This is a genomic window from Streptomyces collinus Tu 365 (assembly GCF_000444875.1).
In the GTDB taxonomy this organism is placed as follows: domain Bacteria; phylum Actinomycetota; class Actinomycetes; order Streptomycetales; family Streptomycetaceae; genus Streptomyces; species Streptomyces collinus_A.
Window position 1 is genome coordinate 6,195,324 of the sequence record NC_021985.1, and the last position, 22,300, is coordinate 6,217,623.

General features: G+C 67.0%; 7 protein-coding genes, 1 tRNA gene and 3 rRNA genes. 10 read left to right on the plus strand and 1 reads right to left on the minus strand.

All coding sequences use genetic code 11. The features are described 5' to 3' along the window. Window positions 1–141 precede the first annotated feature (141 nt). From B446_RS26985 to B446_RS27010, 6 genes are all read left to right on the plus strand, one after another. A complete protein-coding gene (locus tag B446_RS26985; protein WP_020942596.1) occupies window positions 142–1,827 on the plus strand; it encodes a ribonuclease J in 1,686 nt (561 codons plus the stop codon). 493 nt (window positions 1,828–2,320) lie between these two features. Next, window positions 2,321–3,846 (plus strand): 16S ribosomal RNA (locus B446_RS26990). A gap of 301 nt (window positions 3,847–4,147) precedes the next feature. Further along, window positions 4,148–7,267 (plus strand): 23S ribosomal RNA (locus B446_RS26995). A 69-nt stretch (window positions 7,268–7,336) separates the two neighbouring features. Further along, window positions 7,337–7,453 (plus strand): 5S ribosomal RNA (gene rrf / locus B446_RS27000). The 16S, 23S and 5S rRNA genes sit together here, the layout of an rRNA operon. 115 nt (window positions 7,454–7,568) lie before the next feature. Beyond that, complete coding sequence (locus tag B446_RS27005; RefSeq protein ID WP_020942597.1) at window positions 7,569–8,231, plus strand: DegT/DnrJ/EryC1/StrS family aminotransferase; 663 nt, start codon at window positions 7,569–7,571, stop codon at window positions 8,229–8,231. Between the two features lie 83 nt (window positions 8,232–8,314). Next, window positions 8,315–8,387 (plus strand) — tRNA-Thr (locus tag B446_RS27010). Between the two features lie 66 nt (window positions 8,388–8,453). On the opposite strand, the gene B446_RS27015 is transcribed toward B446_RS27010, so the two are convergent. Beyond that, complete coding sequence (locus B446_RS27015) at window positions 8,454–11,210, minus strand: SpoIIE family protein phosphatase (RefSeq protein WP_043476512.1); 2,757 nt, start codon at window positions 11,208–11,210, stop codon at window positions 8,454–8,456. 421 nt (window positions 11,211–11,631) lie between these two features. Between B446_RS27015 and B446_RS27020 the strand changes: the two genes are divergently transcribed. The 4 genes from B446_RS27020 to B446_RS27035 all read left to right on the plus strand — a co-directional run bounded on the left by B446_RS27020 (window position 11,632) and on the right by B446_RS27035 (window position 22,211). Next, window positions 11,632–17,094 (plus strand): HAMP domain-containing protein, encoded by a 5,463-nt coding sequence (locus tag B446_RS27020; RefSeq protein ID WP_106960623.1) that lies wholly within the window; start codon window positions 11,632–11,634, stop codon window positions 17,092–17,094. Window positions 17,095–17,367: 273 nt separating this feature from the next. Continuing rightward, on the plus strand, window positions 17,368–18,048 hold the full coding sequence (locus B446_RS27025; protein ID WP_020942600.1) for a response regulator: 681 nt from the start codon (window positions 17,368–17,370) through the stop codon (window positions 18,046–18,048). A 163-nt stretch (window positions 18,049–18,211) separates the two neighbouring features. Then, complete coding sequence (locus B446_RS27030; RefSeq protein ID WP_043476513.1) at window positions 18,212–20,983, plus strand: DNA translocase FtsK; 2,772 nt, start codon at window positions 18,212–18,214, stop codon at window positions 20,981–20,983. A 385-nt stretch (window positions 20,984–21,368) separates the two neighbouring features. Then, a complete protein-coding gene (locus tag B446_RS27035; RefSeq protein ID WP_043476514.1) occupies window positions 21,369–22,211 on the plus strand; it encodes a helix-turn-helix domain-containing protein in 843 nt (280 codons plus the stop codon). Window positions 22,212–22,300 lie beyond the last annotated feature (89 nt).

The following is a 22,300-nucleotide window of genomic DNA, read 5'->3' on the forward strand; positions in this document are numbered from 1 at the left end:
CCACCCGGGCTTCACAACTGAACAACAACCGCATACGCAGGCCACCGGTGCCCGCATCCCACAACGACAACTGCTTCTGCACGAACGTCACGCGCGCCACGTGCCCTACCGGTACGTGGCGCGCGTGGTGAGGAGAGTCTTTTGAGTCATCCGCACCCTGAACTCGGCTCGCCCCCGCCACTCCCGGAGGGCGGCCTGCGGGTCACCCCGCTCGGCGGTCTCGGCGAGATCGGCCGCAACATGACGGTCTTCGAATACGGCGGCCGCCTGCTGATCGTCGACTGCGGAGTGCTCTTCCCCGAGGAGGAGCAGCCCGGAATCGACCTGATCCTGCCGGACTTCTCGTCCATCCGGGACCGCCTCGACGACATCGAGGGCATCGTGCTCACGCACGGCCACGAGGACCACATCGGCGGCGTGCCCTACCTGCTCCGCGAGAAGCCGGACATCCCGCTGATCGGCTCCAAGCTGACCCTGGCCCTCATCGAGGCCAAGCTCCAGGAGCACCGGATCCGGCCGTACACCCTGGAGGTGGCGGAGGGGAACCGCGAGCGCGTCGGCCCCTTCGACTGCGAGTTCGTCGCGGTCAACCACTCCATCCCGGACGCCCTGGCGGTCGCCATCCGCACCCCCGCCGGCATGGTGGTGCACACCGGCGACTTCAAGATGGACCAGCTTCCGCTGGACCACCGCCTCACCGACCTGCACGCGTTCGCCCGGCTGAGCGAGGAGGGCATCGACCTCCTGCTCGCCGACTCCACGAACGCCGAGGTGCCGGGCTTCGTCCCGCCCGAGCGGGACATCTCCAACGTCCTGCGCCAGGTCTTCGCCGGCGCCCGCAAGCGGATCATCGTGGCGAGCTTCGCCAGCCACGTCCACCGCATCCAGCAGATCCTGGACGCGGCGCACGAGTACGGCCGCAGGGTCGCCTTCGTCGGCCGCTCCATGGTCCGCAACATGGGCATCGCCCGGGACCTCGGCTACCTGAAGGTGCCGCCGGGTCTGGTGGTGGACGTCAAGACGCTGGACGACCTGCCCGACCACGAGGTGGTGCTGGTCTGCACGGGTTCCCAGGGCGAGCCGATGGCGGCCCTGTCCCGCATGGCCAACCGCGACCACCAGATCCGCATCGTCGACGGCGACACGGTCATCCTGGCCTCGTCCCTGATCCCGGGCAACGAGAACGCGGTCTACCGCGTGATCAACGGCCTGACCCGGTGGGGCGCCAACGTCGTCCACAAGGGCAACGCCAAGGTGCACGTCTCCGGCCACGCCTCCGCGGGCGAGTTGCTGTACTTCTACAACATCTGCCGCCCGAAGAACCTGATGCCGGTCCACGGCGAATGGCGTCACCTGCGCGCCAACGCCGAGCTGGGTGCCCTGACGGGCGTCCCGCACGACCGGATCGTCATCGCCGAGGACGGCGTCGCGGTCGACCTGATCGAGGGCAAGGCCAAGATCTCGGGCAAGGTCCAGGCGGGATACGTCTACGTCGACGGCCTGTCCGTCGGTGACGTCGGCGAGCCGGCCCTGAAGGACCGCAAGATCCTCGGCGACGAGGGCATCATCTCGGTCTTCGTGGTCGTGGACTCCTCCACCGGCAAGATCACCGGTGGCCCGCACGTCCAGGCCCGCGGCTCCGGTATCGAGGACTCGGCCTTCGCGGCCGTGCTGCCGAAGATCGCCGAGGTCCTGGAGCGGTCCGCGCAGGACGGCGTCGTGGAGCCCCACCAGCTCCAGCAGCTCATCCGCCGTACCCTCGGCAAGTGGGTCTCCGACACCTATCGCCGCAGGCCGATGATCCTCCCGGTCGTCGTGGAGGTCTGACGCCTCGTCAGCGTGAACAGGGAGCGGGGCACCTCGATTTGCATCGGGGCGCCCCGCTCCAGTACGTTTACGGCTCCGCCCGAGCGGGAACCCCAGTGCCTCAGCCCTGGACCACGGTTCCCCGGACCGGGTGGGAAATCCGGCTCAGAACTTCTGATAAAGTCGGAACCGCCGGAAAGGGAAACGCGAAAGCGAAGACCTGGAAAGCACCGAGGAAATCGGATCGAGAAAAGATCTGATAGAGTCGGAAACGCAAGACCGAAGGGAAGCGCCCGGAGGAAAGCCCGAGAGGGTGAGTACAAAGGAAGCGACCGTTCCTTGAGAACTCAACAGCGTGCCAAAAATCAACGCCAGATATGTTGATACCCCGTTTCCGGCCGTCATGGCTGGGACGAGGTTCCTTTGAAAAACACAGCGAGGACGCTGTGTGCGAGGGGACTATTCCTCCTCTCGCACCGCTCTCGTGTGTGTTGATCCGGATTACCGGTAAACATTCACGGAGAGTTTGATCCTGGCTCAGGACGAACGCTGGCGGCGTGCTTAACACATGCAAGTCGAACGATGAACCACTTCGGTGGGGATTAGTGGCGAACGGGTGAGTAACACGTGGGCAATCTGCCCTTCACTCTGGGACAAGCCCTGGAAACGGGGTCTAATACCGGATATGAGCTTCCACCGCATGGTGGAGGCTGTAAAGCTCCGGCGGTGAAGGATGAGCCCGCGGCCTATCAGCTTGTTGGTGAGGTAATGGCTCACCAAGGCGACGACGGGTAGCCGGCCTGAGAGGGCGACCGGCCACACTGGGACTGAGACACGGCCCAGACTCCTACGGGAGGCAGCAGTGGGGAATATTGCACAATGGGCGAAAGCCTGATGCAGCGACGCCGCGTGAGGGATGACGGCCTTCGGGTTGTAAACCTCTTTCAGCAGGGAAGAAGCGAAAGTGACGGTACCTGCAGAAGAAGCGCCGGCTAACTACGTGCCAGCAGCCGCGGTAATACGTAGGGCGCAAGCGTTGTCCGGAATTATTGGGCGTAAAGAGCTCGTAGGCGGCTTGTCACGTCGATTGTGAAAGCCCGAGGCTTAACCTCGGGTCTGCAGTCGATACGGGCTAGCTAGAGTGTGGTAGGGGAGATCGGAATTCCTGGTGTAGCGGTGAAATGCGCAGATATCAGGAGGAACACCGGTGGCGAAGGCGGATCTCTGGGCCATTACTGACGCTGAGGAGCGAAAGCGTGGGGAGCGAACAGGATTAGATACCCTGGTAGTCCACGCCGTAAACGGTGGGAACTAGGTGTTGGCGACATTCCACGTCGTCGGTGCCGCAGCTAACGCATTAAGTTCCCCGCCTGGGGAGTACGGCCGCAAGGCTAAAACTCAAAGGAATTGACGGGGGCCCGCACAAGCGGCGGAGCATGTGGCTTAATTCGACGCAACGCGAAGAACCTTACCAAGGCTTGACATACACCGGAAACGTCTGGAGACAGGCGCCCCCTTGTGGTCGGTGTACAGGTGGTGCATGGCTGTCGTCAGCTCGTGTCGTGAGATGTTGGGTTAAGTCCCGCAACGAGCGCAACCCTTGTTCTGTGTTGCCAGCATGCCCTTCGGGGTGATGGGGACTCACAGGAGACCGCCGGGGTCAACTCGGAGGAAGGTGGGGACGACGTCAAGTCATCATGCCCCTTATGTCTTGGGCTGCACACGTGCTACAATGGCCGGTACAATGAGCTGCGATACCGTGAGGTGGAGCGAATCTCAAAAAGCCGGTCTCAGTTCGGATTGGGGTCTGCAACTCGACCCCATGAAGTCGGAGTCGCTAGTAATCGCAGATCAGCATTGCTGCGGTGAATACGTTCCCGGGCCTTGTACACACCGCCCGTCACGTCACGAAAGTTGGTAACACCCGAAGCCGGTGGCCCAACCCCTTGTGGGAGGGAGCTGTCGAAGGTGGGACTAGCGATTGGGACGAAGTCGTAACAAGGTAGCCGTACCGGAAGGTGCGGCTGGATCACCTCCTTTCTAAGGAGCACTTCTTACCGAGCCTGCTCGGTCAGAGGCCAGAACATCAGCGAACGTCTGATGCTGGTTGCTCATGGGTGGAACGTTGATTATTCGGCACGGTCCAGGATGGACCAGGCGCTAGTACTGCTCTTCGGAGCGTGGAACGCTGATCTGGTCAGCTGATCGTGTCGGGCACGCTGTTGGGTGTCTGAGGGAATGAACTTCCTCAGTCGCCGGCCCCGGTGAAGCATCGCGTAAGTGGTGTGTGACGGGTGGCTGGTCGTTGTTTGAGAACTGCACAGTGGACGCGAGCATCTGTGGCCAAGTTTTTAAGGGCGCACGGTGGATGCCTTGGCACCAGGAACCGATGAAGGACGTGGGAGGCCACGATAGTCCCCGGGGAGTCGTCAACCAGACTTTGATCCGGGGGTTTCCGAATGGGGAAACCCGGCAGTCGTCATGGGCTGTCACCCGCTGCTGAACACATAGGCAGTGTGGAGGGAACGAGGGGAAGTGAAACATCTCAGTACCCTCAGGAAGAGAAAACAACCGTGATTCCGGGAGTAGTGGCGAGCGAAACCGGATGAGGCCAAACCGTATGCGTGTGAGACCCGGCAGGGGTTGCGTATGCGGGGTTGTGGGATCTCTCTTTCACAGTCTGCCGGCTGTGAGACGAGTCAGAAACCGTTGATGTAGACGAAGGACATGCGAAAGGTCCGGCGTAGAGGGTAAGACCCCCGTAGTCGAAACGTCAGCGGCTCGTTTGAGAGACACCCAAGTAGCACGGGGCCCGAGAAATCCCGTGTGAATCTGGCGGGACCACCCGCTAAGCCTAAATATTCCCTGGTGACCGATAGCGGATAGTACCGTGAGGGAATGGTGAAAAGTACCGCGGGAGCGGAGTGAAATAGTACCTGAAACCGTGTGCCTACAAGCCGTGGGAGCGTCGGATGCAGCTTGCTGTATCTCGTGACTGCGTGCCTTTTGAAGAATGAGCCTGCGAGTTTGCGGTGTGTTGCGAGGTTAACCCGTGTGGGGAAGCCGTAGCGAAAGCGAGTCCGAACAGGGCGTTTCAGTAGCACGCTCAAGACCCGAAGCGGAGTGATCTAGCCATGGGCAGGTTGAAGCGGAGGTAAGACTTCGTGGAGGACCGAACCCACCAGGGTTGAAAACCTGGGGGATGACCTGTGGTTAGGGGTGAAAGGCCAATCAAACTCCGTGATAGCTGGTTCTCCCCGAAATGCATTTAGGTGCAGCGTCGTGTGTTTCTTGCCGGAGGTAGAGCACTGGATAGGCGATGGGCCCTACCGGGTTACTGACCTTAGCCAAACTCCGAATGCCGGTAAGTGAGAGCACGGCAGTGAGACTGTGGGGGATAAGCTCCATGGTCGAGAGGGAAACAGCCCAGAGCATCGACTAAGGCCCCTAAGCGTACGCTAAGTGGGAAAGGATGTGGAGTCGCACAGACAACCAGGAGGTTGGCTTAGAAGCAGCCACCCTTGAAAGAGTGCGTAATAGCTCACTGGTCTAGTGATTCCGCGCCGACAATGTAGCGGGGCTCAAGCGTACCGCCGAAGTCGTGTCATTCATGCAACAGCCCCAACGGGTGTATGGATGGGTAGGGGAGCGTCGTCTGCCGGGTGAAGCAGCACCGGAAGGTAGTTGTGGACGGTTGACGAGTGAGAATGCAGGCATGAGTAGCGATACAAACGTGAGAAACGTTTGCGCCGATTGACTAAGGGTTCCTGGGTCAAGCTGATCTGCCCAGGGTAAGTCGGGACCTAAGGCGAGGCCGACAGGCGTAGTCGATGGATAACCGGTTGATATTCCGGTACCCGCTGTGAAGCGTCAAACATCGAGCATCGTGATGCTAAGGCCGTGAAGCCGCCCTGATCTCTTCGGAGTTGAGGGGAGTGGTGGAGCCGCCGAACCAAGCGGTTAGTAGGTGAGTGATGGGGTGACGCAGGAAGGTAGTCCATCCCGGGCGGTGGTTGTCCCGGGGTAAGGGTGTAGGACGCGAGGTAGGCAAATCCGCCTTGCACATAGTCTGAGACCTGATGCCGAGCCGATTGTGGTGAAGTGGATGATCCTATGCTGTCGAGAAAAGCCTCTAGCGAGTTTCATGGCGGCCCGTACCCTAAACCGACTCAGGTGGTCAGGTAGAGAATACCGAGGCGTTCGGGTGAACTATGGTTAAGGAACTCGGCAAAATGCCCCCGTAACTTCGGGAGAAGGGGGGCCACACTCGGTGATCGGATTTACTCCGTGAGCTGGGGGTGGCCGCAGAGACCAGCGAGAAGCGACTGTTTACTAAAAACACAGGTCCGTGCGAAGCCGTAAGGCGATGTATACGGACTGACGCCTGCCCGGTGCTGGAACGTTAAGGGGACCGGTTAGCTTGGATTCGTCCAGGCGAAGCTGAGAACTTAAGCGCCAGTAAACGGCGGTGGTAACTATAACCATCCTAAGGTAGCGAAATTCCTTGTCGGGTAAGTTCCGACCTGCACGAATGGCGTAACGACTTCTCGACTGTCTCAACCATAGGCCCGGTGAAATTGCACTACGAGTAAAGATGCTCGTTTCGCGCAGCAGGACGGAAAGACCCCGGGACCTTTACTACAGTTTGATATTGGTGTTCGGTTCGGCTTGTGTAGGATAGCTGGGAGACTTTGAAGCTCATACGCCAGTATGGGTGGAGTCGTCGTTGAAATACCAGTCTGGTCGTGCTGGATGTCTAACCTGGGTCCGTGATCCGGATCAGGGACAGTGTCTGATGGGTAGTTTAACTGGGGCGGTTGCCTCCTAAAGAGTAACGGAGGCGCCCAAAGGTTCCCTCAGCCTGGTTGGCAATCAGGTGTTGAGTGTAAGTGCACAAGGGAGCTTGACTGTGAGACCGACGGGTCGAGCAGGGACGAAAGTCGGGACTAGTGATCCGGCGGTGGCTTGTGGAAGCGCCGTCGCTCAACGGATAAAAGGTACCCCGGGGATAACAGGCTGATCTTCCCCAAGAGTCCATATCGACGGGATGGTTTGGCACCTCGATGTCGGCTCGTCGCATCCTGGGGCTGGAGTCGGTCCCAAGGGTTGGGCTGTTCGCCCATTAAAGCGGTACGCGAGCTGGGTTTAGAACGTCGTGAGACAGTTCGGTCCCTATCCGCTGTGCGCGTAGGAATATTGAGAAGGGCTGTCCCTAGTACGAGAGGACCGGGACGGACGAACCTCTGGTGTGCCAGTTGTTCTGCCAAGGGCATGGCTGGTTGGCTACGTTCGGGAGGGATAACCGCTGAAAGCATCTAAGCGGGAAGCCTGCTTCGAGATGAGTATTCCCACCTCCTTGAGAGGGTAAGGCTCCCAGTAGACGACTGGGTTGATAGGCCGGATCTGGAAGCCCAGTAATGGGTGGAGGTGACCGGTACTAATAGGCCGAGGGCTTGTCCTCAGTTGCTCGCGTCCACTGTGTTGGTTCTGAAACCACGAACAGCCTTTTCGGTTGTCAGTTTCATAGTGTTTCGGTGGTCATAGCGTGAGGGAAACGCCCGGTTACATTCCGAACCCGGAAGCTAAGCCTCACAGCGCCGATGGTACTGCAGGGGGGACCCTGTGGGAGAGTAGGACACCGCCGAACTCCTTTTGAAAAGGGTCGGACCCTGAACTTCGGTTCAGGGTCCGACCCTTTTTTGGTATGCGTAACTTCAAGTTCACGTTGCGCGCTCAGCATCGCAGCCATGGGTACTGCTGCAATGCTCAGGGCCGCCGGCGTCGGAGCCGGTGACGAGGTCGTCGTACCGGCCTTCGGGAACGTCGAGCTGGCCGAGGCCGTGAGCCTCGTGGGTGCGCTCCCCGTGTTCGCCGACATAGATCCGGCCACCTACTGCCTGGACCCGTCCGCCGTCGAAGCGGCCGTAACTCCGCGTACGGCGGCCGTCGTTGTCGTACACCGCTTCGGCCGGTGTGCCGACATCACGCGGCTGCGCGAGCTGGGCCGGCGGCACGGGGTGCTCGTCCTGGAACAGGGCGAGTCCGAGGCGCCGTACGACGAGATGGCGCAGCGCAGGGAGCGGGCCGCCTACCTCGACGCCAAGCTGAAGGGCGTGCGCACGCCAGACGGTGGTGACGGGCACAGCTACCAGCAGTACGTGGTGCGGGTGCCGGGCAACGGCCGGCCGGACCGGGACGCCTTCGCACGGGCCCTGCGGGCCAGGGGAGTTGCCTGCCGTGTGCCGGTGAAGACACCCGTGCACCGGCTGCCCGAGTTCCGGCGCTGCGTGACGCTGCCGGAGACCGAGCGGGCCGCGGACGAGACGCTCGCGCTGCCCGTGGACGCCGCACTGACCAAACGCGAGATGCAGCGCATCGTGTCCGCGTGCAACGCCCTCGGCGGACTGCTCCAGCCCGCCTTCTGACCGCCGCCGAACGAGTTTGGGAAATGCGGCCTGTTCAGGGTATGGTTTTCTTGTTGCCGCGAGGGAAACCTCGAAAGCGACAGGCCCCCATAGCTCAGTCGGCAGAGCGTCTCCATGGTAAGGAGAAGGTCAACGGTTCGATTCCGTTTGGGGGCTCTTAGAAAAAGGCCTCGCCCTTATGGGCGGGGCCTTTTCGGTGTGTCCGGGCGGGCCCGGGGGGCCTCAGTCGTGATGCAGCCCCGGGACCCGCATCGCCAGGATCGCCATGTCGTCCGAGGGCGCGTCGGACGCGAAGCGCTCCACGGCGCGCATGATGCGTGCCGCGACCGCGCCCGCCGTCAGACCCGTACACGTGGTCAGGACGTCGGCGAGGCCGTCGTCGCCCAGCATGCGGGTGCCCTCACGGCGTTCGGTGACGCCGTCCGTGACGCACAGCAGGACGTCGCCCGGGTCGAGGGTGACCGTCTCCTCGTACAGTTCCAGGTCCTCGATGACGCCGAGCAGCGGCTGGGGTTCGGCCGCCGGGACCACCGTGCCGTCCTGGCGCAGGCGCAGCGGGAGCGGGTGGCCCGCGCAGACCACCTTCAGTTCGGCGCTGCCGTCCTCCTGGGGCCGCATCTCGCCGTAGAGCAGGGTGAGGAAGCGGCTGCGGTCGCCCTCGTCGAGGATCGCGGAGTTGAGGCGCTCCAGCACCGCGGGGCCGGACAGGCCCTCGCGGGCCAGCAGGCGCAGCGCGTGCCGGGCCAGGCCCGTGACCGCCGCCGCGTTCGGTCCGGTGCCGCAGACGTCGCCGATGGCGAAGCCGTAGGCGCCGTTGCCGATGGGGAAGAGGTCGTAGAAGTCACCGCCGACCTCGTTGCCCTCGCCGGCCGCGCGGTAGATGACCTCGACCTCGACGCCGTCGATCTGCGGCAGGCCGGGCGGGAGCAGGCTGCGCTGGAGGGCCTGGCTGATCGCGGTGCGTTCCGAGTACAGGCGGGCGTTGTCCAGGGCGAGCGCGGCCCGGCGGGACAAGTCCTCGGCCAGTTCCAGGATTTCCTGCCGGAAGTGCTCGTCCGTGGGCTTGCCGAGAGTGAGCATGCCGATCACGCGGTTGCGGGCGACCAGCGGCAGGACCACCGTCTCACCGCCGACCGCGGAGGCCGTGGTGAGGGTCGGGCCGATGCCCGAGGCGAGCTGGCGCGTGGGGCCGCCGGACAGGCCGAGGCTGCGCATGGAGCTGCGCAGGGCCGCCTGGTGGGCGACCTCGCCCGGGGTGGTCCAGACGCGGGCGCCGGGCGTGGGCACCGGATCGGGCGGGGCGACCTTCGACAGCAAGGACTTGATGCCGTCGATGAGTTCCTCGTCCTCGTGCAGCACGTACGAGAGGTAGGGCTCGGAGGCCTGGTCGGCGATCGTGTAGACCGCGCACCAGGTGGCTAGGGTCGGCACGGTCATCTGGGCCATCAGGGCCAGCGTCTGGTCCCGGTCCAGGGTGCCGGCGAGCAGGTCGGAGGCCTCGACCAGGAAGCTCAGGGAGCCGCGGCGCAGCCGTTCCAGTTCGCCGAGGCGGGCCGACTCCACGGCCAGGGCGATGCGGTCGGCGGCGAACTGCAGGCGCAGTGCCTCCTCGTTGGAGTACCGGCCCGGTGCCTCGGCCGCGACGCCGAGGGAGCCGGTGAGGCGGCCCTCGACCTTCAGCGGGACCGTGACGACCGAGCGCATGCCGGTGCCGTTGAGCAGCGGTACGGCGCCGGGCACGGCGTTGAGGTCGTCGTGGACGGCCGGCATGCGGGCGGAGCCGTAGCGGCCGGGGCCGGCCTCCACGGGGACGCGGGCGAAGCGCTGGCGGGCGGAGGGCAGGCCGGTGGAGGCGCGGACCTCGAGCTCGGTCTCGTCGTCGGTGGCCAGGAGCAGGAAGGCGGAGTCGCCGTCGAGCATGTCGCGGGCCCGTTCGACCGTGCGCTGCAGCAGGCCGTCTAGGTCGTCCGGGGCGGGGGAGCCGATGAAGACCTCGAACGGGTCGGCGTTCTGGCCGTCGGAGGCGGTCGCCTGGTCGCCCGCGGGGACGCGCTGCGGGGTCTGCAGGACGGCGCGCTCGTGGTCCCGGACCAGCAGGCACACGGTGGACGGCTCGCCGCCGGTGTCGCGGACCCTGAGGTGGGAGGCGTAGACCTGGGCCACCCGTCCGTCGGCGCCGCGGATGCCGTAACTGCCCTCCCATCGGGAGAGCTGGAGCGCCTCGGCGACGCCGGTGCCGGTGCCGGGGGTGTGCGGCCAGGCGGCGAGGTCGGTGAGGGGCCTGCCGATGACCTCGGCCGCCGGGTAGCCGAACAGCTCCTCCGCGTCCTCGTTCCAGGCGTTGATCGTGCCCTTGCGGTCGATCTGCAGGACGGCGACGCGGACCCGGCCGTCGGCCAGCGGGAGCAGTTCGGCGGGCAGCGAGGGGCCGGCGGCGCGGGTGCCGACCGGACGTTCGGGCAGGTCGAGCTGGAACCAGACGTTCTTGTGGGTGGGTGTGTAGTCCACGCCCCAGCGGGCGGCCAGGGCCGCGCACAGCTGCAGGCCGCGTCCGCCCTCCCGGTCGGGGCTGCCCATGGCGGCGGGCGAGCCCTGGACGGGGACCTCGCGCTCGGGGTAGCGGTCGGAGACCTCGACGCGCACGCCGTCCTCGGTGCGCAGGCAGAGCACCTCGGCGTGGGTGCCCGCGTGCACGACCGCGTTGGTGACCAGTTCGCTGGTGAGGACCACGGCGTCGTCGACGACGTCAGCGAAGCCCCAGCCCTGGAGGGTGTCGCGGACGAAGGACCGGGCGGTCGCGACCGATCGCCCGACGGGCTCGAAACTGGCGGCCGCGCGCGCGGTGATCACAAAACTCCTCGGCCGGTTGTCTGCGTGCAGGGCTGCGGGGCCGGCCGGCTCGCGCCGCTGCTGCGGCATCAGCTCGCCCGTCGGCCGTGGCTCCGGGGGAAGTCCCTCGGGGATCACTCCGGTGGTCATGGTCTGCGGCCGCCCCTCCGATGCCCGCTCGTTCTCGTGCCACCGCCCAGGCCGGTGGGACCGGTGCGGCTGGACAGCCGCATGCAAGGTTACTTACCTTCCCCGTCCCCGTGGATGCCGGTCGCCGGTGATTACGCCCCCAGGGTGTGCGGACGATGTGCGAAGCTGCCGAACTGTTATGGCCTGGTTCGGCCGGGGTGAAACACTGGGCAAGCTTCTGACGAAGGTCCGGTCATGCTGCGTGTGTTCCGTGTACGGCGGGCAGCAGCCCCTGGTGTGTCCGGATCTCGTCTGACAGAAATACTCATGGGTAACGGGTACGCGGAAGTAACCGGTAGGCCGGGATCCGGCGGACCGGGCCGGCGTGGCCGGGCACGGCAGTGGCACAGCAGTAACGGTCTACCCCTTCGGGAGGGACACAGTGGAGTCTGGCGCAGCGACGCGGGGCACGAAGACGCGCGCGAAAGGCGGACCGTCCCTGGGCAGGAACGGCGGCGGCACCACCGCCGTGGACACGGCTGCCCTGAACCGCCTGCGGGCCGCCCTGGTGGCGATGCGCGACGGGAACTTCCGCAAGCGGCTCACGGTCTCCGGCGACGGCGTGATGTCGGAGATCGCGGCGGTGTTCAACGAGGTGGCCGACCGCAATCTGCACCTGACCGGTGAGCTGTCGCGGGTGCGGCGCATGGTGGGGCGTGAGGGCAAGCTCACGGAGCGGCTGGAGACGGGTGCCTGCGAGGGCTCGTGGGCGAACGCGATCGACAACTCCAACGCGCTGGTCGACGATCTGGTGTGGCCGGTCTCGGAGGTCAGCCGGGTCCTGACGGCGGTCGCCGAAGGTGATCTCTCGCCGCGCATGGACCTGCGCACCCAGGCGCCGGACGGCTCCGGGCACCCGCTGCGGGGCGAGTTCCTGAAGGTCGGCCGTACCGTCAACAACCTGGTCGACCAGTTGTCGACGTTCACCGACGAGGTCACGCGGGTGGCCAGCGAGGTCGGCACGGAGGGCAAGCTCGGCGGGCAGGCACGCGTGCGGGGGCTGTCCGGTTCGTGGAAGGACCTCACGGACTCCGTCAACACGATGGCGTCGCGGCTGACGGCGCAGGTGCGGGACATCGCCCTGGTGACCACCGCGGTGGCCAAGGGCGACCTGTCGCGCAAGGTCACCGTGCACGTCGCCGGCGAGATGCTGGAGCTGAAGAACACCGTCAACACGATGGTCGACCAGCTCTCCGCGTTCTCCTCGGAGGTGACGCGGGTCGCGCGTGAGGTCGGCACGGACGGCATTCTCGGTGGTCAGGCGCATGTGCCGGGGGTGGACGGCACCTGGAAGGAACTCACCGACTCGGTGAACCTGATGGCCGGCAACCTGACGGCGCAGGTGCGCGGGATCGCTCAGGTCACCACGGCGGTGGCCAACGGTGATCTGTCGCAGAAGGTGACCGTGCCGGCGCGCGGCGAGGTCGCGCAGCTGGCCGAGACGATCAACCAGATGACCGAGACGCTGCGGATCTTCGCGGACGAGGTCACGCGGGTGGCCAACGAGGTCGGTGCCGAGGGACGGCTGGGCGGCCAGGCGACCGTGCCGGGCGTCGCCGGCACCTGGAAGGACCTCACCGACTCCGTCAACACGGTGTTCCGGAATCTGACCACACAGGTGAGGGACATCGCCGCCGTGACGACGGCGGTGGCGAGCGGTGACCTGTCGCAGAAGGTCACCGTGGACGTGGCCGGCGAGATGCTGGAGCTGAAGAACACCGTCAACGGCATGGTGGACCAGCTGTCGTCGTTCGGCGCCGAGGTGACGCGGGTCGCGCGCGAGGTCGGTGTCGAGGGTGAGCTGGGCGGTCAGGCGCAGGTGCCGGGGGCGGCGGGGACCTGGAAGGACCTCACGGACTCCGTCAACACCGCGTTCCGCAACCTGACCGGGCAGGTGCGCAACATCGCCCAGGTGACGACGGCGGTGGCCAACGGTGACCTGTCGCAGAAGGTCACCGTGGACGTGTCCGGCGAGATGCTCCAGCTGAAGAACACCGTGAACACGATGGTGGACCAGCTGTCGAGCTTCGCCGACCAGGTCACGCGGATGGCGCGGGACGTGGGCACGGAGGGCCGGCTCGGCGGTCAGGCGCGGGTGGACGGGGTGTCGGGCACCTGGAAGGAGCTGACGGACTCCGTCAACTTCATGGCCGGGAACCTCACCTCGCAGGTGCGGCAGATCGCCCAGGTGACGACGGCGGTGGCGCGTGGTGACCTGTCGCAGAAGATCGACGTCGACGCGCGCGGCGAGATCCTGGAGCTCAAGAACACGATCAACACGATGGTCGACCAGCTCTCGGCCTTCGCCGACCAGGTGACCCGGGTCTCGCGGGACGTGGGCACGGAGGGGCGGCTCGGCGGTCAGGCGCAGGTACCGGGCGTGGCCGGTGTGTGGCGTGACCTGACGGACTCGGTGAACGGCATGGCCGGGAACCTCACCGCCCAGGTGCGCAACATCGCCCAGGTCGCCACGGCGGTGGCCCGCGGTGACCTGTCCCAGAAGATCACCGTGGACGCGCGCGGCGAGATCCTGGAGCTGAAGAACACCCTGAACACGATGGTGGACCAGCTGTCGTCGTTCGCCCAGGAGGTCACGCGGGTGGCCCGTGAGGTGGGCACGGAGGGCATGCTCGGCGGCCAGGCGGAGGTGCAGGGTGTCTCGGGCACCTGGAAGGACCTCACGCAGTCCGTGAACTTCATGGCGAACAACCTGACGATCCAGGTGCGCAACATCGCCGAGGTCACGACGGCGGTCGCCAAGGGCGACCTGTCGAAGAAGATCACCGTGGACGCGAAGGGCGAGATCCTCGAACTCGTCACGACGGTCAACACGATGGTGGACCAGCTCTCCAGCTTCGCCGAGCAGGTGACCCGGGTGGCCCGTGAGGTGGGCACCGAGGGCATCCTGGGCGGCCAGGCGCACGTGCCGGGCGTCACGGGCATCTGGAAGGACCTGAGCAACAACGTCAACCTGATGGCCAACAACCTGACCATGCAGGTGCGGAACATCTCGCAGGTGGCCGCGGCCGTCGCCAACGGCGATCTGACCCGGCAGGTGACGATCGAGGCGAGCGGTGAGGTCGCGCAGCTCGCGGACACGATCAACACGATGGTGAAGACGCTGAGTTCGTTCGCCGACCAGGTCACCAAGGTGGCCCGTGAGGTGGGCACGGACGGCATCCTGGGCGGTCAGGCGCATGTGCCGGGGGTGGCCGGCACCTGGAAGGACCTCACCGAGTCGGTGAACCAGATGGCGTCCAACCTGACCGGTCAGGTGCGCAACATCGCGATGGTCACCACGGCCATCGCCAAGGGTGATCTGACGAAGAAGATCGACATCGACGCGCGCGGTGAGATCCTCGAACTGAAGACGACGATCAACACGATGGTCGACCAGCTCTCCAGCTTCGCCGAGGAGGTCACCCGGGTGGCCCGCGAGGTGGGCACCGAAGGGCAGCTCGGCGGTCAGGCACGCGTGCGTGACGTCGACGGCACCTGGCGGGACCTCACCGAGTCGGTGAACGAGATGGCCGGGAACCTGACGCGGCAGGTGCGGGCCATCGCGCGCGTGGCGACCGCGGTCACCCGGGGCGACCTGAACCTGAAGATCGACGTCGACGCGTCCGGCGAGATCCAGGAGCTGCAGGACTACATCAACAAGATGATCGCCAACCTGCGCGACACCACGATCGCCAACAAGGAGCAGGACTGGCTCAAGGGCAACCTGGCCCGCATCTCCGCGCTGATGCAGGGCCGCCGGGACCTGGAGGACGTGGCCTCGCTGATCATGAGCGAGCTGACGCCGGTGGTGTCCGCGCAGCACGGGGCGTTCTTCGTGGCGATGCCGCTGATGGAGGGCCAGGACATCAGCGGTGAGTCCGGGGAGCAGTACGAACTGCGGATGCTCGGCTCGTACGGCTACTCGATGGGCTCCATGCCGACGTCGTTCCGGCCGGGTGAGGCGCTCATCGGCACGGCCGCCGAGGAGCGGCGCACGATCCTGGTGGAGAACGCGCCCAGCGGCTACCTGAAGATCTCCTCGGGGCTCGGGGAGGCGCCGCCGGCGCAGGTGATCGTGTTGCCGGTGCTGTTCGAGGGCACGGTGCTCGGGGTGATCGAGCTGGCGTCCTTCACGCCGTTCACGCAGATCCAGAAGGACTTCCTGAACCAGATCGCCGAGATGATCGCGACCAGCGTCAACACCATCTCGGTCAACACCAAGACCGAGCAGCTGCTGAAGCAGTCGCAGGAGCTGACCGAGCAACTGCGGGAGCGGTCGGCGGAGTTGGAGAACCGGCAGAAGGCGCTGCAGGCCTCCAACGCCGAACTGGAGGAGAAGGCGGAGCTGCTGGCCCGGCAGAACCGGGACATCGAGGTGAAGAACACCGAGATCGAGGAGGCCCGGCAGGTCCTGGAGGAGCGCGCCGAGCAACTCGCGGTGTCGATGCGCTACAAGAGCGAGTTCCTGGCGAACATGTCGCACGAGCTGCGCACTCCGCTCAACTCGCTGCTGATCCTGGCGAAGCTGCTCGCCGACAACGCCGAGGGGAACCTGTCGCCGAAGCAGGTGGAGTTCGCGGAGACGATCCACGGCGCCGGTTCCGACCTGCTCCAGCTGATCAACGACATCCTCGACCTGTCGAAGGTCGAGGCGGGCAAGATGGACGTCTCCCCGACGCGCATCGCGCTCGTCCAGCTCGTGGACTACGTGGAGGCGACCTTCCGGCCGCTGACCGCGGAGAAGGGCCTCGACCTGTCGGTGCGGGTGTCCCCCGAGCTGCCGGCGACCCTGCACACCGACGAGCAGCGGCTGCTGCAGGTGCTGCGCAACCTGCTGTCGAACGCGGTGAAGTTCACCGACTCCGGGTCGGTGGAGCTGGTGATCCGGCCCGCGGGCGTGGACGTGCCGCAGAAGATCCGGGAGCAGTTGCTGGAGGCCGGTTCGCTCTCCGATCCGCAGGCCGACCTGATCGCGTTCTCGGTGACCGACACGGGCATCGGCATCGCGGCCAGCAAGATGCGGGTGATCTTCGAGGCGTTCAAGCAGGCGGACGGCACGACCAGCCGCAAGTACGGCGGCACCGGCCTCGGTCTGTCGATCTCGCGGGAGATCGCGCAGCTGCTCGGCGGTGAGATCCACGCGCAGAGCGAGCCGGGCCGCGGTTCGACGTTCACGCTGTACCTGCCGCTGCACCCGAGCGAGCTGCCGCCGCAGGGCTACCAGCAGTCGGTGACCCCGCTGGAGGCCGGTGAGCTGGTCGCCTCCGAGGCGCGGCTGTCCTCGGAGCTGTCCGCCGCGGAGATCGTGACGCCGGCCGAGGTGAAGTCGTACCGGGAGACGCAGAACGGGGCGGCCGCGCTCTTCCGGCGCCGGCGCCGGAGTCTGCCGCCGGCCGAGCAGCGGCCCGAGCAGTGGACGACGGTCGCCGAGCAGGAGAGTGCGCCCGAGCCGGCCCGCGCGGTGCGGTTCGGCGGGGAGAAGGTGCTGATCGTCGACGACGACATCCGCAACGTGTTCGCGCTCACCAGCGTCCTGGAGCAGCACGGTCTTTCGGTGCTGTACGCCGAGAACGGCCGGGAGGGCATCGAGGTGCTCGAACAGCACGACGACGTGGCGGTCGTGCTGATGGACATCATGATGCCCGAGATGGACGGGTACGCGACGACGACGGCGATCCGCCGGATGCCGCAGTTCGCCGGGTTGCCGATCATCGCGCTGACCGCGAAGGCCATGAAGGGCGACCGGGAGAAGGCGATCGAGTCGGGTGCCTCCGACTACGTGACCAAGCCGGTCGACCCCGATCATCTGCTGGCGGTCATGCGGCAGTGGATGGGGGCGGAGTGACGGGTTGACCGGTGCGAACGTGAACGGGGTGGGAACCCGGGGTGTGCGCGCGGAGTCGCCGGTGCGGGGGCTCCGGGCGCGTGCGGGAATCGCGGATTCCGGGAACCTTCCGGTCTCCCGCCGCGTTTCCCTTGTGTGCACAGTGACATCGCGGTGACAGGGTGTGGCGACAGGCGGGGTGCGGCTACGATGACCGGCACAAGGACGGACGGCGAAAGGGAGTCGTCCCCTGGGGCGGCGCCCGGTGTACCGCCGGGGCGAGGAGGGCGGGCCATGGTGCAGAAGGCCAAGATCCTCCTGGTCGATGACCGGCCGGAGAATCTGCTGGCGCTGGAGGCCATCCTCTCTGCGCTCGATCAGACACTGGTGCGGGCATCGTCCGGGGAGGAAGCGCTCAAGGCACTGCTCACGGACGATTTCGCGGTCATTCTGCTGGATGTCCAGATGCCGGGCATGGACGGGTTCGAGACGGCCGCGCACATCAAGCGGCGGGAGCGGACACGGGACATCCCGATCATCTTCCTGACCGCGATCAACCACGGCCCCCACCACACCTTCCGGGGTTACGCGGCGGGCGCGGTGGACTACATCTCGAAACCGTTCGACCCGTGGGTGCTGCGTGCCAAGGTCTCGGTCTTCGTCGAGCTGTACATGAAGAACTGCCAGCTGCGGGAGCAGGCGGCGCTGCTCAGGCTCCAGTTGGAGGGCGGCGGCAAGAACGCGGTGGGCGGCAAGGAGTCCGCCGGGCTGCTCGCGGAGCTGTCGGCGCGGCTCGCGGCGGTGGAGGAGCAGGCGGAAGCGCTGTCCAAGCAGTTGGACGACGAGTCGGCGGACGCGGCCGCGGTGGCCACGGCAGCCCATCTCGAACGCAAACTCACGGGGTTGCGCCGGGCGCTCGACGCGCTGGAACCGGGCACGGCCGGCGGTGCCGCGTCGATGCCGCCGCAGAACTGACGCGCGCCCGGAGCACAGTTGTCCGTGAGCGTGCGTCAGTTCCGCGCCCCCGCAAGGGGGACACGAACGGGTGAAGCCGACGGGCGCCCCTGTTCGAGCGAAGTCGAGAACTCGGGGGCGGGCACACGTGTCCGCCGTCGTCTCCCCCGGTAACCTCACACCCATGGCCTCACGTCCCTCCGCAGCCAAGAAGCCCGCCAAGAAGGCGGCCGCTCCGTCGAAGGCTCCGGCGCGGAAGGCCGCCGCCAGGAAAGCCCCCGCCAAGAAGGCGCCCGCGAGGAAGGCCCCGGCCAGGAAGGCCGCGCCGCCCCGGCCGGCACCGAGCCCGACCGGGGGCCTGTACCGCGTGGTGCGCGCCCTGTGGCTGGGCCTGGCGCACGCCGTCGGCGCCGTCTTCCGTGGCATAGGGCAGGGCGCGCGCAACCTCGACCCGGCGCACCGCAAGGACGGCGTGGCGCTGCTGCTGTTCGGCATCGCGCTGATCGTCGCCGCCGGCACCTGGGCCGATCTGCGCGGTCCGGTCGGCGACCTGGTGGAGATCCTGGTCACCGGCGCCTTCGGCCGGCTCGACCTGCTGGTGCCGATACTGCTCGCGGTGATCGCGGTGCGATTCATCCGGCACCCGGAGAAGCCGGAGGCCAACGGCCGCATCGTGATCGGCCTGTCCGCCCTCGCCATCGGCGTGCTCGGCCAGGTCCACATCGCCTGCGGCTCGCCCGCCCGCAGCGACGGCATGCAGGCCATAAGGGACGCCGGCGGCCTGATCGGCTGGGCGGCGGCGACCCCGCTGACGTACACCGTGAGCGACGTGCTCGCCGTACCGCTGCTGGTGCTGCTGACCGTCTTCGGACTGCTCGTGGTCACCGCCACCCCCGTCAACGCCATCCCGCAGCGGCTGCGCGCGCTCGGCGTGCGGCTGGGGCTGCTGCCCGACCCGGAGGAGTACGAGACCTCAGAGGACGACGAGCGCTACGACGAGCAGTGGCGCGAGGCGCTGCCCGCGCGCCCGCGCAGGCGCCAGGGCGCCCCTCAGGGGTACGACCCCGACGGCGCCGAGGAGGAGGCCCTCTCGCAGCGCCGCGGCCGCCCCAGGCGGTCCGCGGTGCCGCAGCCCGACCCGCAGCGCCGGATGGACGCCGTGGACGTCGCGGCGGCCGCCGCGGCCGCCCTCGACGGCGCCGTCATGCACGGCATGCCGCCGTCGCCGCTCGTCGCCGACCTCACCCAGGGGGTCGGTGTGGGGGAGCGGGAGGACACCACACCCGTGCCCACCCCGGCGGCCGCCCCCGACCCGGCGCCCGCGTCCACCCCGGCACCGGCGTCCGCGCCGGTTCCCGCGCCCGCCGCGCGGCCCGAGCGGGAGACCGTCCAGGTCGCGAGCGTTCCCGACCTCACGAAATCGGCCCCCGACGCACCCCGCGAGCTGCCCCCGCGCGCGGAGCAGCTCCAGCTCGCCGGGGACATCACCTACGGGCTGCCGGCGCTCGACCTGCTCACCCGCGGCGGGCCCGGCAAGGCGCGCAGCGCGGCCAACGACGCGATCGTCGACTCCCTGCGCACCGTCTTCTCCGAGTTCAAGGTGGACGCCGACGTCACCGGCTTCACCCGGGGCCCGACCGTCACCCGCTACGAGGTCCAGCTCGGCCCCGCCGTGAAGGTCGAGCGGATCACCGCGCTCACCAAGAACATCGCCTACGCCGTCGCCAGCCCCGACGTGCGGATCATCAGCCCCATCCCGGGCAAGTCCGCGGTCGGCATCGAGATCCCGAACACCGACCGGGAGATGGTCAACCTCGGTGACGTGCTGCGCCTCGCGGAGTCCGCCGAGGACGACGACCCGATGCTGGTCGCCTTCGGCAAGGACGTCGAGGGCGGGTACGTGATGCACTCGCTGGCGAAGATGCCGCACATGCTGGTCGCCGGCGCCACCGGCTCCGGCAAGTCGTCCTGCATCAACTGCCTGATCACCTCGGTCATGATGCGGGCGACCCCGGAGGACGTCCGGATGATCCTGGTCGACCCCAAGCGCGTCGAGCTGACCGCGTACGAGGGCATCCCGCACCTGATCACGCCGATCATCACCAACCCCAAGCGGGCCGCGGAGGCCCTGCAGTGGGTCGTGCGCGAGATGGACCTGCGCTACGACGACCTCGCCGCGTACGGCTTCCGGCACATCGACGACTTCAACCGGGCCGTCCGCGAGGGCAAGGTCAAGCCGCCGGAGGGCAGCGAGCGGGAGCTGCAGCCGTACCCGTACCTGCTGGTGATCGTGGACGAGCTGGCCGACCTGATGATGGTCGCCCCGCGGGACGTCGAGGACGCGATCGTGCGCATCACGCAGCTCGCGCGCGCCGCCGGCATCCACCTGGTGCTGGCGACCCAGCGCCCCTCGGTCGACGTGGTCACCGGCCTCATCAAGGCCAACGTGCCCTCGCGGCTGGCGTTCGCCACCTCCTCGCTCGCCGACTCCCGGGTCATCCTCGACCAGCCCGGCGCCGAGAAGCTGATCGGCAAGGGCGACGGGCTGTTCCTGCCGATGGGCGCGAGCAAGCCGACCCGTATGCAGGGCGCGTTCGTGACCGAGGCCGAGGTCGCCGCCGTCGTCCAGCACTGCAAGGACCAGATGGCGCCCGTCTTCCGGGACGACGTCACCGTGGGCACCAAGCAGAAGAAGGAGATCGACGAGGACATCGGCGACGACCTCGACCTGCTGTGCCAGGCGGCCGAGCTGGTGGTCTCCACCCAGTTCGGGTCGACGTCCATGCTCCAGCGCAAGCTGCGCGTCGGCTTCGCCAAGGCGGGCCGGCTGATGGACCTCATGGAGTCCCGCAACATCGTCGGACCCAGCGAGGGCTCGAAGGCGCGTGACGTCCTCGTGAAGCCCGACGAGCTGGACGGCGTGCTCGCGGTGATCCGCGGGGAGTCCGACGGATAGGTCGCACGGGGCGCCCCGACCTCGCCGAGCGGGAGGTCCGGGCGGACCGGAAGGGCCGGGAAGGGCCGGGCGGGGCCGGTGGAGCGGAGTGGGCCGGTTGCCCGCCCGGCGTGTGGAACCCGGCGTGTCGGGTTACGCCGGCTGGCGGCACGACCGTGATCCACCCGTTAGAGAGAAGCGGGCAACCGTTTCCCTTTGCTGTACGTCAAGTTGAGCGAAAGGACAGCTACCGACCCCGATACGGGGTAGGTGACTGTCCCCGCCGTCGGGATGACCGGCCTTTCCGATTGGCGTACAAGTACACCGCCCGGTTGCCCCACCCTTTCGCTCCCGCCCTAGACTGATCCTCCAGCACAGGTGGCTCACACGCTCGAAAGGCGCCCCCGTGTCCATCGGCAACTCCCCTGAAGACGAGCGTCCGTTCCCAGACATGTCCGAGGAAACCCATACCTCCGTCGGGCGCGCCCTGCAGCAGGCGCGCATCGCGGCCGGGCTCACCGTCGACGCTGTCAGCAGCGCCACTCGTGTCCGTATCGCCATCGTGCACGCCATCGAGGCGGACGACTTCGCCCCCTGCGGCGGTGACGTGTACGCGCGCGGGCACATCCGCACGCTGGCCAGGGCCGTGCACCTCGACCCCGCACCACTGATCGCGCAGTTCGACGCCGAGCACGGTGGACGGCCCGCGCCGACCCCGGCGGCCCCCCTCTTCGAGGCGGAACGTATCCGCCCCGAGCGCAGGGGCCCGAACTGGACCGCTGCCATGGTCGCCGCGATCGTCGCCGTCGTCGGTTTCGTCGGGTTCACCGCCTTCAAGGGCGGCGGCGACGGGAACGACGCGAAGTCGCAGGTCGCCGAGGGCGCCACCACCACGCCCGGCAAGGCCGCCTCGCCCACCCCCAAGAAGGACAAGCCCGCCGACCCGACCCCTGAGGCGTCCGACAGCGCCATCGCGGCCGCCCCGCAGGACAAGGTCACCGTGCGGGTCAGCGCGCCGGGCGGACGCAGCTGGATCTCCGCCAAGGACCACAACGGCCGGATGCTCTTCGACGGGCTGCTGAAGAAGGGCGAGTCCAAGACCTTCCAGGACAACTCCAAGATCAACCTGATCCTCGGCGACGCCGGCGCGATCCAGCTGTACGTCAACGGCAAGAAGATCGAGGACAACTTCCGGCCCGGCGCCGTGGAGCGCCTCACGTACACCAAGGGCGACCCCGAAGCCGGATGAGGGGCCCTCGGGCGGAGCGGATGTGACGGGGTTGGCCGGGATCGGCCAACCCCGTCGACGTGGGTCGTCAGTGAGACAAAGTAGTCTTG

What these genes read in the sequence shown, in the direction of transcription:
- B446_RS27030 (WP_043476513.1), top strand. Translation starts at nt 18,212, where the DNA reads ATGGCCTCACGTCCCTCCGCAGCCAAGAAGCCCGCCAAGAAGGCGGCC.
- B446_RS27015 (WP_043476512.1), bottom strand. Translation starts at nt 11,210, where the DNA reads ATGACCACCGGAGTGATCCCCGAGGGACTTCCCCCGGAGCCACGGCCG.
- B446_RS27005 (WP_020942597.1), top strand. Translation starts at nt 7,569, where the DNA reads ATGCTCAGGGCCGCCGGCGTCGGAGCCGGTGACGAGGTCGTCGTACCG.
- B446_RS27025 (WP_020942600.1), top strand. Translation starts at nt 17,368, where the DNA reads ATGGTGCAGAAGGCCAAGATCCTCCTGGTCGATGACCGGCCGGAGAAT.